Here is a 13,768-nt window from a genome sequence, read left to right on the forward strand (position 1 = left end):
ACTGCACCGCGCTACCCAGCGTGGTGCCGCGCCGCGCGTCAGCGTGGGAGGGCGATCTCGACGAGGAGCGGTCGGTGGTCGGAGACGCCCGACGTCGGCGTCTCGACCCGCTGGACGGCGGTGCGGGGCACGCCGACCGCGAGCACGTGGTCGAACTGCACGGTAGGGCGGTGCGCCGGGTAGGTGGGGGTGCGGGCCAGGTCGTGCCAGCCCTGGAGGCGTCCGCGCGGCGACGCGGCGCGCCGAGGGCGGCGTGCCCGCGGTCGCAGCGGGAGCCGGCCGCTGTCCATGACGGAGGCGCCGCCGAGCACCGTGCGCGGCACGGGGCCGATCAGGTTGAAGTCGCCCAGCAGCAGGTAGGGCATCGGCAGGTCGGCGATCCACCGACGCATGCCGGCGAGCTGGCCCATGTTCCAGCCCGGCACGAACGACAGATGGGCTGCGACAACGGTGAACGGACCGGCAGGCCCGTCCAGCACCGCCGCCAGCGCAGCCCGCGGTTCGTCCGGGACGGGTGTGAGGCCGCGGCGACCGGCCACCCGCAGCGGCAGCCCGAAGGGCGCCGCCGGGAACCGTCGGGCCCGCCAGTGCAGCACCGGGAGCCGGGTCAGCAGCGCTGTCCCGTAGGCGGGCTGGTCGGCGTCGCGGCCGGCGTCGTCGGGGCCGTAGACGCGCAGCGCGGTGGCGTCCGGTGCGTGAACCCAGCCCGCGACGGGGGCCGGTCGCCCGACGACGGCCGCAGCGAAGCGGTAGTCCCGGGCGCCGAGGGCCTTGGCTCCGACGGCGGCCTGGTCGACGAGGCCTGAGCGCTCCTGGAAGCGGTCGACCTCCTGGAGGGCGAGGACGTCCGCGTCCAGCGCGGCGATCGCGTCGGCGAGCGGTCCTGTCGCGTCCGCTGCGGGACGGGGACCGCCTTCGCCGGGGCGGCCTTCCTCTGGGCGGCCTTCCTCCGGGTGGCCCTCCTCGGGGTGGCGTTCGTCGGGGCGGGTGATCGGCATCGGACGGCCGGCGCGGTCCATCGGCTGGCCGTGCAGGAGGTTGAAGGTCGCGACGCGCAGCTGGCTCACGGTGTCGAACCTACGCCAGCGGACCCTTGCCGCAAGCATGCATACCCGGTATACATACCGAGTATGTCGATCCGCCACGGCCTGCTCGCCCTCCTCGACGAGGGCCCGCGCTACGGCTACCAACTGCGTGTCGAGTTCGAGGCCCGCACCGGTGCCACCTGGCCGCTCAACGTCGGGCAGGTGTACACGACGCTCGGTCGCCTGGAGCGGGACGGTCTGGTCGAGCCCTCCGGCGAGGACGCCGAGGGTCACGTCTTCTACGCGATCACCGACGACGGGCGGGGGGAGCTGCGCTCCTGGTTCGACACGCCCGTACGCCGGGACAACCCGCCCCGTGACGAGCTGGCGATCAAGCTCGCCATGGCGGTGACCGTCCCCGGCGTGGACGTCGCCTCGATGGTGCAGGCCCAGCGAGGCCACACGATGCGCGCGCTCCAGGACTACACGCGGCTCAAGGCACGGGCGCTCGGCGCGGTGACAGACGCGGAAGGGAACGAGCAGGCGCACGGGCGGGACCTCGCCTGGCTGCTGGTGCTCGACCAGCTGATCTTCCAGGCCGAGGCCGAGGTGCGCTGGCTGGACCACTGCGAGACACGCCTGTTGCGCGCCGCCTCCCAGCGACCCGCCGCCGGTTCGGTGGACGTCGGAGCCGGCGGAGTTGCTGTTGACCGAGTGTCCACGGGCAAGGGCGAGAGGTGTGTTCACAACGGGGGCGGGTGACGCGGCGGTCCTGCGACTGCGCGCCGTGTCACGCGTTCACGCTCAGGGCGCGATCGACGTCCATGCGCTGCGTGAGGTCGGCCTGATCCCCTGACCGGAGGCCCCCGGGAGGATCGACCCGGCCGGACGGGGTGTTCAGCGGGTGCGATGTGATCAAACGCGGTTGCCGGGCAGGCGCGGCTTCGAACTAGAGTCGTGCCATGAGCTCCGAAGCCCCGGACAGCGTCGTCCGTGCCTACATCGACCAGCACCGCTCCGCCTTCCTCGACGATCTCGCCGAATGGCTGCGCATCCCGTCCGTCTCCGCCGATCCGGCCCGCGCCGGCGAGGTGCGCCGCTCCGCGGAGTGGCTGGCCGCAAAGCTCCGCGAGACGGGCTTCCCGGTGGCGGAGGTGTGGGAGACCGAGAACGGCGGCCTCCCTGCCGTCTTCGCGGAGTGGCCCTCGGGAGACGCGGCCGCGCCGACGGTCCTCGTCTACGGCCACCACGACGTGCAGCCGGCGGCCCGCGAGGACGGCTGGGCGACCGAGCCCTTCGAGCCGACGGTCGTCGACGGTCGCCTCTTTGCACGGGGCGCGGCCGACGACAAGGGCCAGGTCTTCTTCCACACCCTCGGCGTGCGCGCCCACCTCGCCGCGACCGGCCGTACTGCCCCCGCCGTCAACCTCAAGCTGCTGATCGAGGGCGAGGAGGAGTCGGGGTCGGCGAACTTCGTCGATCTGGTGCGCCGCCAGGAGCAGCGGCTCGCCGCCGACATCGTGATCGTCTCCGACACCGGCATGTGGGCCGAGACCACGCCGACCGTCTGCACGGGCATGCGCGGCGTCGCGGACGCCGAGATCAACTTCTACGGCCCGGACACCGACATCCACTCCGGCTCCTTCGGCGGCGCCGTGCCGAACCCGGCCGACGAGGCGGCACGCCTCATCGCGGCCCTGCACGACGCCGACCGGCGGGTGGCGATCCCCGGCTTCTACGACGGGGTGCTGGAGCTGACCGAGCGGGAGCGGGAGCTGTTCGCCGCGTTGCCCTTCGACGAGGAGGCGTGGCTCAAGGTCGCCAAGTCCCGGGGCACCCAGGGCGAGGCGGGCTTCACCACCCTGGAGCGGGTCTGGGCCCGTCCCACGGCGGAGGTCAACGGCATCTGGGGCGGTTACACCGGCCCCGGCGGCAAGACCATCGTGCCCGCCTCGGCGCACGTGAAGCTCTCCTTCCGGCTGGTGGCCGGCCAGGACGCGGACAAGGTGCAGCAGTCGCTGGCCGACTGGGTCGCCCAGCAGGTGACCCCGGGCATCCGGTACGAGGTCGAGTTCCGCGGTGCGACGCGGCCGTGCCTGACGCCGCTCGACCACCCGGCGCTGCAGTCGCTGGTCCGGTCGATGGGCCGGGCGTTCGAGCAGCGGATCCTCTTCACCCGCGAAGGCGGCTCCGGTCCTGCTGCGGACCTGCAGGACGTGCTCGGTGCGCCGGTGCTCTTCCTGGGCATCTCGGTGCCCTCGGACGGCTGGCACTCCATCAACGAGAAGGTCGAGCTCGACCTGCTGGTGAAGGGCGTGGAGACCGCGGCCTACCTGTGGTCCGACCTCGCCGCCACCTGGGCCGGAGGGCCGGTCAGGCCCGCCGCCGGGTCCGCTGCCGCGGCAGCGGACAACTGATCAAGGGGGAGGGAACCGTGACGGTTCAGGAGCACTTCGACCGTACGTTGCCGCTTGCGCGCGCCGGTGTCGACCGCGCCGCGGAGCGCCGCTTGGACGAGCCGTGGCTCGCCGCGGCCTGGAGCCACCCGAGCACCAGGGTGCTGGCGGTCGCCGAGGGCAAGGCCTTCGTGGCGGACACCGAGGCCGGCACCGAGCTGGTGCTGCTCAGCGCCTTCGATGCGCCCGCGGAGGGCGAACGGATCTTCCTCGGCTGCGACGAGGACGCCACGGCGTACTTCGCGGTCCTCTGTGCCCAGCTGCCGGGCCGCCTGGACGGCCCGGAGCGCCCGGCCGGCCTGCGGGAGGTCGGCGGCCTGCTCGGAGCCCGCGACGCCGGCCTGCTGGTGCACGCCACGGCCCTGGAGAACTGGCACAGCGCGAACCGCTTCTGCCCCGGCTGCGGCCACGAGACGGCCGTCGCTGCGGCCGGCCACGTGCGCCGCTGCACCTCCTGTGCCCGGGAGCACTACCCCCGCACCGACGGCGCCGTGATCATGCTCGTCACCGACGAGCAGGACCGGGCGCTCCTCGGCCGCCAGGCGCTGTGGCCGGAGGGCCGCTATTCGACCCTGGCCGGCTTCGTCGAGCCGGGGGAGTCGCTGGAGCAGGCGGTGGCCCGAGAGGTCTCCGAGGAGACGGGCGTCCGCGTCGACCTGGACTCGGTCCGCTACGTGGCCTCGCAGCCCTGGCCCTTCCCGGCCAGCCTGATGCTCGGCTTCACGGCCAGGATCGATTCTCGTCCGGGCGCGGCCGACATCCGTGTGGACGGCGAGGAGCTGGACGAGGCCCGCTGGTTCAGCCGCGAGGACCTCGCCGCGGGTATGGCGGCGGGAACCACCCTGCCGCCGTCGGGCATCTCCATCGCCCGCCGCCTGATCGAGCTCTGGTACGGGCAGCCGCTGCCCGAGGTGAGCTGGTAGCCGGCGCGTCCGCCCAGCGGGGCGGACGCGCCGTTCCGGGGCTCCGAAGCCGTGCGGCTCAGCCGCGCCGACGGAGCCCCTTGCCATGGGCGGCGCGCCAGGTCGGCTACGCGCCCCCGAGTCGGTGTGCGGCGCTCATCGTGCGCCCGGAGCCGCCCTCACGCGCCCGCTTCGCCCGAAAGCGTGACGGCGGTGAGGCCGGTGAGATCCGCCGCGGTCCCCGGCGCGGCGTCGTCCGCCCGCTTGGGGTCCAGGGCGAGGACGCAGGTCACCGTCTTACCGGTGAGCCGGACCACGACGTCCCAGCTCTCGGCGAGGAGTCGGACGATCTGCAGGCCGCGTCCGCCGAGCGCGTCCGCCCCTGCCTCCCTGGCCGTGGGCAGCGTCGTGCCCTCGTCGGTCACGGAGACCCGCAGGCCCGTCTCGCTGAGGGCGAGGGTGAGGTCGACCGGGCCGCTCCCGTACCGCATCGCGTTGGTGACCAGCTCGGAGACGACCATCTCGGCACTGTCGACGAGCTCGGTGGCACCCCACGCGGCGAGCGCGGTCCTGGTGATCCGGCGGGCGTGCCGGACATTGCGCGGGTGGGGCGGGAAGGAGGCGACAGCCGCCCAGGCTCTCCGGTCGTTCATCGTTCATGCCTCCAGGGCAGGATCGTGAGGGCGCGCAAGTAGTTGGGATAATCCGGATTGAGCCAGCCTTGACCGATGTTGGCTCGTTTCCCTGAGGCCGCGCAAGCGCAATGGCTACATTCTCCGGGTGAACATTTCCCGAGGGGCGGGCCAGGCCCCGAAATATCAGCGGCTGGCCGCGGATCTGCGGCGCCGGATCATGGACGGGGAGTGGCAGGGCGGCGTGCCGCTGCCGGTGGAAGGCGAGTTGGAAAGTCAGTACGGCGTTGCTCGTAATACTGTCCGACTTGCTGTTGATGTTCTCGTCAATGAAGGGCTTCTGGTCCGCATCCAGGGAAAAGGGACCTATCTGAAGGACCACAGCGTCGTCGATCACCACGTCTATCGTGCACCGAACGGCGCCGCTCCAGGAACCCCTCTGGGTGCGGCCACATCCGTATATGTGGAAGAGGCGCAGGCAGCGGGGCGGAAATTGACGTCGGACTTCCAGATGCTGATCGTAAGAGCGACCACTGACATCACCGAACGCCTCCGGCTCGCCCCCGGGGAGGCGGTCGTGCTGCGGAGGGTGCTGCGCTATCTCGACGGCGAACCCTGGTCGGTCGAGGAGAGCCACTACCCGGTCCGGCTGGCCGCCGCCACGGCGCTGATGGACCCGGACCCGGTACCCGGCGGGGACGAGGCGGCGCTCGCGGAGGCGGGGCACGTCGAGACGGCGTGCGTCGACGAACTGTGCGCCAGGATGCCGAACCCGGAGGAGGCCCGCTGGTTCCAGGCCGGTCCCGGCGTCCCGCTGCTGGTCCAACTGCGCACGGGGGTGGCCCAGGCGGGCCCGGTCCGGGTCACCGAGACCCGCTACTGCGCGGACCGCAACCGGCTCGTCTACTCGCTCGGGGGCCTGGAGTCCACCGCGTCCGTGGGGCGGGTCCCGGCACAACGATGACCGGCCCCGGGCGGGGTGCCCGGGGCCGGTCGGCTGCCGCGAGGTCGGCGGCGCGAGATCAGGCGATGGCGGCCTTGACCTGCGCCAGCGACGGGTTGGTCATCACCGTCTCGGCGCCGGCGGAGGAGACCGCGATCACCGTCGGGACCGTCTGGTTGCCGTTGTTGACCTTCTCGACGAAGGCGGCCGACTCCGGGTCCTGCTCGATGTTGATCTCGGTGTACTCGATGCCCTCGCGGGTCAGCTGCGACTTCAGCCGCTGGCAGTACCCGCACCAGGTCGTGCTGTACATCGTGACTTTGGCGGACATCGGTATCGCTCCTCTTGGGTCTGTCCCGGCTGGTCTGTCCCGGCGCTCTCGTCGCCGGTAGACGCAACGCGGCCGCCTTGGGCGGCATTCCCCGGGCCGATCGGGCCGGGTCGGTCCGTCGTATCAGCTGACCGGCCCTGTGGACAACGTGACCCGGGTTGTCGCTGCGGCTTGAGAGGATGGGCGGCATGCAGGTAGAGCTCCCAGGCACGCTGTCGTCCTTTCCCGGTCCCCACGCGAGCGGCCCCGGCGGCCACCGCGACGCCGACGCCGTGCTTGCCGGGCTCGACCCGGAGCAGCGCGCGGTCGCCACGGCGCTGCACGGCCCCGTCTGCGTCCTCGCGGGCGCCGGGACGGGCAAGACCCGCGCCATCACCCACCGGATCGCCTACGGGGTCCGCAGCGGCGTGATGCAGCCCCAGCGGGTCCTCGCGGTCACGTTCACCGCCCGCGCGGCCGGGGAGATGCGCGGCCGCCTGCGCCAGCTCGGCGTCGAGGGCGTCCAGGCCCGCACCTTCCACGCCGCCGCCCTGCGCCAGCTCCAGTACTTCTGGCCCCGGGTGGTCGGCGGCGAGGTGCCGCGTCTGCTCGAACGCAAGGTGCAGCTGGTGGCCGAGGCCGCGGGACGCTGCCGGATCCGTCTGGAGCGCACCGAGCTGCGCGACCTGACGGCCGAGATCGAGTGGGCCAAGGTCACCCAGACCGTTCCCGAGGACTACCCCGCGGCCGCCGTGAAGGCGGGTCGGGAGACGCCGCGTGATCCCGCCGAGATCCGCCAGGTCTACAAGGTCTACGAGGAGCTCAAGCGCGACCGCGGCGTGATCGACTTCGAGGACGTGCTGCTCCTCGCCGTCGGCGTGCTGGACGAGAGGCCGGAGGTCGCCGAACAGGTCCGCGCCCAGTACCAGCACTTCGTCGTCGACGAGTACCAGGACGTCTCCCCGCTGCAGCAGCGTCTGCTGGACCTGTGGCTCGGCCCCCGTTCCAGCCTCTGCGTGGTCGGCGACGCCAGCCAGACGATCTACTCCTTCACCGGCGCCACGCCCGCGTACCTGCTGGGCTTCCGGACTCGTCACCCCGACGCGGCGGTGATCAAGCTGGTCCGCGACTACCGCTCCTCCCCGCAGGTCGTCCACCTCGCCAACGGCCTGCTCGCCCAGGCGCGCGGCCAGGCCGCGCAGCACCGCCTGGAGCTGGTCTCCCAGCGCGACGCCGGCCCCGAGCCGGTCTACCTGGAGTACCCGGACGAGCCCGCCGAGGCCGAGGGCACGGCCAAGCGCATCCGCGCCCTGCTGGACTCGGGCGTCCGGGCCAGCGAGATCGCGGTGCTGTTCCGGGTCAACGCCCAGTCCGAGGTCTACGAGCAGGCCCTCGCGGACCAGGGCATCCCGTACCAGCTGCGCGGCGCGGAGCGCTTCTTCGAGCGTCCCGAGGTGCGCGAGGCCGGCCTGTTGCTGCGCGGTGCCGCGCGCGCCGGCGGCGGCGCGGTCGACCCGCTGCTGGAGGACGCGCCCGAGCGGCTCGCCGACCAGGTCCGCGCGGTGCTGTCGACGCGAGGCTTCACCACCCAGCCCCCGGCCGGATCGGGTGCGGTGCGTGAGCGCTGGGAGTCGCTCGCGGCGCTGGTCCGCCTCGCCGAGGACTTCGAGACGGCGCAGCAAGCCGCGCAGCAGCCGGCCAACCTCGCGGCCTACGTGGCCGAGCTCGACGCGCGCGCCGCCGCACAGCACGCACCGGCCGTCGAGGGCGTCACCCTCGCCTCGCTGCACTCGGCCAAGGGCCTGGAGTGGGACGCGGTGTTCCTGGTGGGCCTGACCGAGGGCATGATGCCGATCACCTACGCCAAGACGGACGAGCAGGTCGAGGAGGAACGACGACTGCTCTATGTCGGCGTCACCCGCGCGCGGGAGCACCTGGGCCTGTCCTGGGCGCTGGCCCGGTCCCCGGGCGGACGCGCCTCCCGCAGCCCGTCCCGGTTCCTGGACGGCCTGCGCCCCGGCTCCGCCCAGCGAGGCGGGGCGGGTCGCAGCGGTGCGGCCTCGGCCGCTTCCCGCGACGGCGGCCGGGCCGCCCGCAGCCGGTCGCCGATCAAGTGCCGGGTGTGCGGTCGGGTGCTGACCGAGGCGGTGGAGCGCAAGCTGCGCCGCTGCGAGGACTGCCCCTCCACGCTGGACGAGGGCCTGTACGAGCGCCTGCGCGACTGGCGGGGACGCACGGCCCGCGAGCAGAGCCTGCCGGGCTACTGCGTTTTCACGGACGCCACGCTGATCGCGATCGCCGAGCAGCAGCCGGGGGATCTGCCGGAGCTCGGCCAGATTTCCGGCGTCGGCCGGGCCAAGTTGGAGAAGTACGGCGAGGCCGTGCTCTCGCTGGTGTCCGGCGCCGATCCGTCCGGCGTCGACTCGCAGCTCGAGTTGAACCCGTCCCCGGGCGCGGATCCCGCGTCCGAGCAGGGCGAACAGGCGGACATCTCGGACCAGTGGGGCGAGCCGGCACCCTCGGCGGACGAGTCTGAAGACTCGCCGGAAAAATAGTTTGCGCCCGCAGTGCGGACCCTACTAGCGTGCCGAGCACGGTCGAGGAAACGAGACCGAGCCCACTCAGGCACCCCCTGCAGCGGGCGTTACTGCTGCGTGCTGTACAGCTCCCGAGCTGTCCTGCAAGCTTGAAGGAAGTGACCACCTACGGGTCCGCCGAACCAGCGGACCCCGAGCGCGCCGAAGGGAGGCGGACATTGTGATCAGCATGACGAAACTGGCTGGCCGGACGGTGACCGTCGCGGACTTCGGCATGCGTGGCTTCGGCATGCGTGGCTTCGGCCTGCCCTGTGGCAAGGCCAGTGGTCTGTCCTTCGCAGGCACCGGTGTCGAGGCCACCCGTGTGCGCGTCGCCGCCGAAGCGACCGTCGCGAGTGACGCCTTTGCCGCCCTGGCTGGTAACGGCCTCGGCGCCTGGGATGCCCGTCGTCTCGAGCGACCGCTGTCGGCGTCCGTAGTGAAGCTGTCCGCCCTGGCCGGCGGTTATGGCGACGCGACGGGTGCCGGAACCCAGACGAAGCAGCAGCCCCAGCAGCACCAGCTCCACATGCAGAAGATCGCCGCAGCGGCGATGACGATTCAGGCCCTCCGCGGACCTGACCCCTGGATAGATCGAACCTGAGCCTGCATCAGGTCGGCACCTTCCAGGGCCGCGGAACCCGAATCGGGATCCGCGGCCCTTCTGTTTGCCCACAGGCGCACAACAGAACCCAATCGAGAACACCGACTCACGAAGGAAGACGACGCGACCGTGTCACCCGTGACCACCTCACTCGCCCCGTCAGCCGCAAACGCCGACCACTTCGACGACTCCCACCCCCCGGAGGTATCCCTGATGCAGCTCACCGCGTTCGAGGAGGCCGAGACGCTCGGCGCCCCGATCCCCTGCCGCGCCCTCGACCCCGAGGTCTTCTTCGCCGAGTCCCCGGCGGACGTGGAGTACGCCAAGTCCCTCTGCGGCACCTGCCCGGTGAAGGACGCCTGCCTGACCGGTGCCCTCGAGCGCCGCGAGCCGTGGGGCGTCTGGGGTGGCGAGCTCTTCGTCCAGGGTGTCGTCGTGGCCCGCAAGCGGCCGCGTGGCCGCCCGCGCAAGACCGAGGTCATGGCGTGACCCCCGCAGGCGCACTGCGTACTTCCATCCGTGAGATCGCCGATCCGGTGATCGATTCGAACCCCCTCGACGACAAGCAGGTCCCTCCGATGAACCGTCCCGCCAACGCCCGCCCCCGCTCCGCGTTCCACACCGAGACCTCCCAGAACAGGACCCTCACGATGCAACTCATGCCCGAAGCCCTGGCCCGTGTCCACATGCAAGAGCGTCTGCAGGAGGCCGAGCGCGAACGATTGCTGCGTGCGCTCCAGCTGAGGCGCCGTGCCGAGCGCGCCTCGCTGCGCGCCCGGCGCGCGCTCGCCGCCGTCGTCCTCTGATCCGACTCCGGAGCGACTCCGGAGCGACGCTGATCCGACGACAGGTCGGCACAGCAGAACCGAAAAGACACTGATCGGGCCCGCCTCCCTTCGGGGAGGCGGGCCCGAGGGCTTTCCGGGGCGGCCACGCGACCCCGGAACTGCCTCAGGCGAGAGCCTCCTCGTCCGCGAAGCCCGGCAGCCAGGCGAGCAGCTCGTCGCGGAACGGAGCGGTGGCGTCGAGCTGGCACAGCACACCGATGGTGCTGAGCGTCACCCGGTGGATCAGCAGGTAGGAGGGCGGCAGGTTCAACTGGCGCCCCAGCGCGTAGGCGGGGGAGCGGGGATCGCCGACCCGGGCGGCCTGGGCCCGCATCCAGCTCCGGGTGAACCGGAACTCGTCGACGGCGGCCGGCTCGATGATCGGGAGCACGTAGTCCAGCACCGCGTCAGGATCGAGGGCGATGGTGGGTTTGACGAAGCCCTCCTGCCGGAGCATCTCCAGCACCCCGGCTGCGTCCCCCTGGAGCGCCAGCCGCAAGGCGGTCCCTATCGGCACCGGCAGCCCCTCGGGCAGACGGTCGACCGTGCCGAAGTCGAGGACGCCCAGCTGCCAGCCCTCCGCCGGGCCCTCGTCGACCAGCAGCCGGAAGTTGCCCGGGTGTGGATCCGCGTGCAGCAGCCCGGTGCGGGCGGGACCGGCGAAGAGGAACCGGGCCAGCAGCCGGCCCGCCCGGTCCCGCTGCTCCTGCGTGCCCGACGCGATGATCTCGGAGAGCGGCACTCCTTCCAGCCACTCCGTGACCAGGACCTGGTCGGCGTAGTGCACCACGGCGGGGACCCGGATCTCCGGGTCGCCGGCGAACTCCTCGGCGTGGACGGCCTGGGACTCGGCCTCCAGGGCGTAGTCGAGCTCCTCGGTGACGCGGTTGCGCAGCTCCGCGATCAGCGGCTTCACGTCCAGGCCCGGGATCAGTGGCCCGATGAGTCTGGCCACCCGGCTCAGCTGGGTGAGGTCCGAGAGGAGGGCGTCACCGGCGCCCGGGTACTGGACCTTGACCGCGACCTCGCGGCCGTCGTGCCAGACGGCCCGGTGCACCTGACCGATGGAGGCCGCCGCGGACGGCTTGTCCTCGAAGGAGCTGAACAGATCCCGCCAGTCCGGCCCGAGCCGTTCCGCCAGGGCGCTGTGGACGGAGGCGGCGGGCATCGGCGGCGCGGCCTCCTGGAGCTTGGTGAGCGCCGCCCGGTAGGGGCCGGCCACCTCCTCCGGGAGGGCGGCCTCGAAGACGGACAGCGCCTGGCCGAACTTCATCGCGCCCCCCTTCAGCTCGCCGAGGACCTTGAACAACTGGTCCGCGGTGCGCTGCTGGAGCTCCGCCGCGACCTCCTCCGCAGGACGACCACCGATGCGCTTGCCCAGCCCGAGGGTGGCGCGTCCGGCTATCCCCAACGGCAGGGCAGCGAGTTTCGCCGTGCGGGTCACTGCCTTGCGTGGAAGATCGCTCACGGATGCCTCCCTGCTGGTCGGGCCCGCCCCGGGCGGTCGGGCCCGGACGGTTGCTCGGCCAGTACGTGGTGTGCGTGCGGCTGAGGTCATTCTGCCCCTGGCTGCCAGCAGCAGCCGCAGTCGGGGTGCGGATCGAGCGGGCGGCGGCGCATCGAGCCGTCGACCATCGAGATGTCGACCCACCCGCCAAGGCTAGGCGGTGTCCCGCCGTCCAGGTAGATCAGCGCGTGCAGGGCCGCCGTGGCCGCGACCGTGGCGGCGAGGGTGGCGTCGCAGGCGCCGGGAGCGGACCGGCCACTGCAGTGCTGGGCCAGCAGCAGCGGCCAGCTCGGGTCGGCGTCGGCGCGGTGGCAGGAGAGGCAGCGCCCACAGGGGCTGGTGCCCGGCAGCACCAGCGGCCCCACCGAGCCGGTCGTCTCCACCACACCCGCGTACAGGTGGGGGAGCCCGGCCTGCACCAGCGCCTGCCCGAGCTCCGGATCGGGCAGGCCGCGCGGGGCCACCACCACGAGATCGGGCAGACCCTGTGCGGCCGCTGTCTCGTCCGGCAGCCCTGGTGCGGCGCGGCGGACGGCTGCCCGGGCCGCGTCGGTGCGCAACCGACCGGCGTCGTCCGGGCGAAGCCCGGCGGGCGAGGCGTCCTCCGGCGCGACCCGGCCGGCGTCCCGGACCCGGACCCGGCCGACCCCGGCCGCGGCGAGCAGTGAGGCGACCGCAGCCCCTACCCGGCCCGCCCCGCGCACCTCGACCCGTGCCTCGCGGCGGGCGAGCAGGGCGGCGGGAGCCGCGCCCGGACCGGGCCGGGCGAGCGAGAGTGCGGCGAGATCCGGTGCCAGCCGGGCCCGCTCCTCGGGCGGCAGGGCCAGCAACGGGCGATGGGCGACGCTGTCGTCGAGGGCGCCGCAGGCGAGCAGCTCCTCCAGCAGCTCGCCGGCGCGCTCGGGGCCGATACCGAGCCGGGCGGCCTCGCCCGGCAGCGCGGACAGCTCCCTGGTGCCGTCCAGCAGGTCGAGGAAGCGGGCCTCGGCCGGCGCTGCTGTCACCACTCCTCCGTGCCCGGGGCCGAGGCCGAGGCCGAACTGCAGCGTCTCCCGGTCGCGCCAGGCGGGGCGAAGGGCGGGCTTGAGACAGGGGCGCATCGACGTCTCCGTTCCGAGCGGTGGGTCCTGCCGGATCTGACGGCGTCAGCATGCACCCGGGGCGAAAAACGTGCGCAAAGTTATCCACAGGGCTGTGGATACAGTCTGATGATCGCTCATATGGCCTGCGGGTTGGTCCGGTTTTGCTGTGGATTAGCGCTATTCCCGCTGTGGCGATGACCACCCGAAGGGAGAAATTCAGCCATCAGGTCGGGACTTTTGTCGGTGTCGGAAGGTAGCGTCTGCGCCGTGGCTGCCGGACCGGAGCACCGTCCTGCTGCGCCGCGCAGGCCTGTTCTGGCAGCAGCCCAGAGCCGGTCCTCGGCGCAGGATGTCGAGGTGCGCCGAAGCGCCCGACGCAGCCGCACGGTGTCCGCCTATCGCGAGGACGGACGCACGATCGTGCTCATCCCCGCCCGCATGTCCGCGGCCGAGGAGAAGCGCTGGGTGGCACGGATGCTGGATCGGCTCGAAGCCCGGGAGAGCCGACAGATCCTCGGTGCCGACGAACTCGTGGCGCGGGCCCGTGAGCTGTCCAGGAAGTACCTGGGTGGCCGGGCCGAGCCCCGCAGTGTCCGTTGGGTCACCAACCAGAACACCCGCTGGGGCTCCTGCACCCCGTCGGAGGGCACCATACGGCTCTCCCACCGGCTGCAGGGCATGCCCGAATACGTGGTCGACTACGTGTTGCTGCACGAGCTCGCCCACCTCCTGGAGCCGGACCACGGGAGCCGGTTCTGGGCCCTGCTGGAGTCCTACCCGCGAACCGAGCGGGCGCGGGGCTACCTCGAGGGCGTGGTGGCCGCGCGGCTGCCCGCCCAGCGCGAGAGCCACTGAGGCCGCGCATCCGAGGCGGCATCGCCGCGAACGGGCGCACACCACGACG

Annotated in this window: 14 protein-coding genes; 9 read left to right on the forward strand and 5 right to left on the reverse strand. The window is 72.5% G+C overall.

Features of this window, described 5'->3' with window-relative positions; all coding sequences use genetic code 11:
- Positions 1 to 38: 38 nt before the first annotated feature.
- Entirely contained in the window at positions 39 to 1,067 is a 1,029-nt protein-coding gene (locus tag BMY61_RS02095) for an endonuclease/exonuclease/phosphatase family protein (RefSeq protein ID WP_075003716.1), read from the reverse strand.
- 63 nt (positions 1,068 to 1,130) lie between these two features.
- Here BMY61_RS02095 and BMY61_RS02100 point away from each other — a divergent pair, with 63 nt between their 5' ends.
- From BMY61_RS02100 to nudC, 3 genes are all read left to right on the forward strand, one after another.
- Positions 1,131 to 1,787, forward strand: a complete 657-nt coding sequence (locus BMY61_RS02100) for a PadR family transcriptional regulator (protein WP_042442355.1) — start codon at positions 1,131 to 1,133, stop codon at positions 1,785 to 1,787.
- Positions 1,788 to 1,987: 200 nt separating this feature from the next.
- The gene (locus BMY61_RS02105) at positions 1,988 to 3,442 is read left to right on the forward strand and encodes a dipeptidase (protein WP_042442357.1); all 1,455 of its coding nucleotides are present in this window, start codon (positions 1,988 to 1,990) and stop codon (positions 3,440 to 3,442) included.
- Positions 3,443 to 3,459: 17 nt separating this feature from the next.
- A complete protein-coding gene (gene nudC / locus BMY61_RS02110; protein WP_042442525.1) occupies positions 3,460 to 4,404 on the forward strand; it encodes an NAD(+) diphosphatase in 945 nt (314 codons plus the stop codon).
- Positions 4,405 to 4,562: 158 nt separating this feature from the next.
- Here the strand turns inward: nudC and BMY61_RS02115 are convergent, their stop codons facing one another.
- Complete coding sequence (locus BMY61_RS02115; RefSeq protein ID WP_042442359.1) at positions 4,563 to 5,036, reverse strand: ATP-binding protein; 474 nt, start codon at positions 5,034 to 5,036, stop codon at positions 4,563 to 4,565.
- Between the two features lie 127 nt (positions 5,037 to 5,163).
- Here BMY61_RS02115 and BMY61_RS02120 point away from each other — a divergent pair, with 127 nt between their 5' ends.
- On the forward strand, positions 5,164 to 5,979 hold the full coding sequence (locus BMY61_RS02120) for a GntR family transcriptional regulator (RefSeq protein WP_075003717.1): 816 nt from the start codon (positions 5,164 to 5,166) through the stop codon (positions 5,977 to 5,979).
- A 58-nt stretch (positions 5,980 to 6,037) separates the two neighbouring features.
- Here the strand turns inward: BMY61_RS02120 and BMY61_RS02125 are convergent, their stop codons facing one another.
- Entirely contained in the window at positions 6,038 to 6,289 is a 252-nt protein-coding gene (locus tag BMY61_RS02125) for a mycoredoxin (RefSeq protein ID WP_042442363.1), read from the reverse strand.
- A 188-nt stretch (positions 6,290 to 6,477) separates the two neighbouring features.
- Between BMY61_RS02125 and BMY61_RS02130 the strand changes: the two genes are divergently transcribed.
- From BMY61_RS02130 to BMY61_RS02145, 4 genes are all read left to right on the forward strand, one after another.
- Entirely contained in the window at positions 6,478 to 8,823 is a 2,346-nt protein-coding gene (locus tag BMY61_RS02130) for an ATP-dependent DNA helicase UvrD2 (RefSeq protein WP_177240372.1), read from the forward strand.
- Between the two features lie 202 nt (positions 8,824 to 9,025).
- The gene (locus BMY61_RS02135) at positions 9,026 to 9,448 is read left to right on the forward strand and encodes a hypothetical protein (RefSeq protein WP_042442364.1); all 423 of its coding nucleotides are present in this window, start codon (positions 9,026 to 9,028) and stop codon (positions 9,446 to 9,448) included.
- A 138-nt stretch (positions 9,449 to 9,586) separates the two neighbouring features.
- Positions 9,587 to 9,937, forward strand: coding sequence for a WhiB family transcriptional regulator (locus tag BMY61_RS02140; RefSeq protein ID WP_342342505.1), 351 nt, complete (start codon positions 9,587 to 9,589; stop codon positions 9,935 to 9,937).
- An 89-nt stretch (positions 9,938 to 10,026) separates the two neighbouring features.
- A complete protein-coding gene (locus BMY61_RS02145) occupies positions 10,027 to 10,254 on the forward strand; it encodes a hypothetical protein (protein WP_143094122.1) in 228 nt (75 codons plus the stop codon).
- Between the two features lie 145 nt (positions 10,255 to 10,399).
- Here BMY61_RS02145 and BMY61_RS02150 read toward each other — a convergent pair whose 3' ends face one another.
- Entirely contained in the window at positions 10,400 to 11,743 is a 1,344-nt protein-coding gene (locus BMY61_RS02150; protein ID WP_042442366.1) for an ABC1 kinase family protein, read from the reverse strand.
- 86 nt (positions 11,744 to 11,829) lie between these two features.
- Complete coding sequence (locus BMY61_RS02155; protein WP_042442367.1) at positions 11,830 to 12,882, reverse strand: ThiF family adenylyltransferase; 1,053 nt, start codon at positions 12,880 to 12,882, stop codon at positions 11,830 to 11,832.
- A 249-nt stretch (positions 12,883 to 13,131) separates the two neighbouring features.
- Here BMY61_RS02155 and BMY61_RS02160 point away from each other — a divergent pair, with 249 nt between their 5' ends.
- Entirely contained in the window at positions 13,132 to 13,719 is a 588-nt protein-coding gene (locus BMY61_RS02160) for a M48 metallopeptidase family protein (protein WP_075003719.1), read from the forward strand.
- Positions 13,720 to 13,768: the final 49 nt, after the last annotated feature.

It is taken from the genome of Streptacidiphilus jiangxiensis (assembly GCF_900109465.1).
GTDB classification, from domain to species: domain Bacteria; phylum Actinomycetota; class Actinomycetes; order Streptomycetales; family Streptomycetaceae; genus Streptacidiphilus; species Streptacidiphilus jiangxiensis.

Excerpts from the sequence above, each read along its gene's own strand:
- BMY61_RS02130 (WP_177240372.1), top strand. The coding sequence starts at position 6,478 with ATGCAGGTAGAGCTCCCAGGCACGCTGTCGTCCTTTCCCGGTCCCCAC.
- BMY61_RS02155 (WP_042442367.1), bottom strand. The coding sequence starts at position 12,882 with ATGCGCCCCTGTCTCAAGCCCGCCCTTCGCCCCGCCTGGCGCGACCGG.
- BMY61_RS02100 (WP_042442355.1), top strand. The coding sequence starts at position 1,131 with ATGTCGATCCGCCACGGCCTGCTCGCCCTCCTCGACGAGGGCCCGCGC.
- BMY61_RS02145 (WP_143094122.1), top strand. The coding sequence starts at position 10,027 with ATGAACCGTCCCGCCAACGCCCGCCCCCGCTCCGCGTTCCACACCGAG.
- BMY61_RS02125 (WP_042442363.1), bottom strand. The coding sequence starts at position 6,289 with ATGTCCGCCAAAGTCACGATGTACAGCACGACCTGGTGCGGGTACTGC.
- BMY61_RS02115 (WP_042442359.1), bottom strand. The coding sequence starts at position 5,036 with ATGAACGACCGGAGAGCCTGGGCGGCTGTCGCCTCCTTCCCGCCCCAC.
- BMY61_RS02105 (WP_042442357.1), top strand. The coding sequence starts at position 1,988 with ATGAGCTCCGAAGCCCCGGACAGCGTCGTCCGTGCCTACATCGACCAG.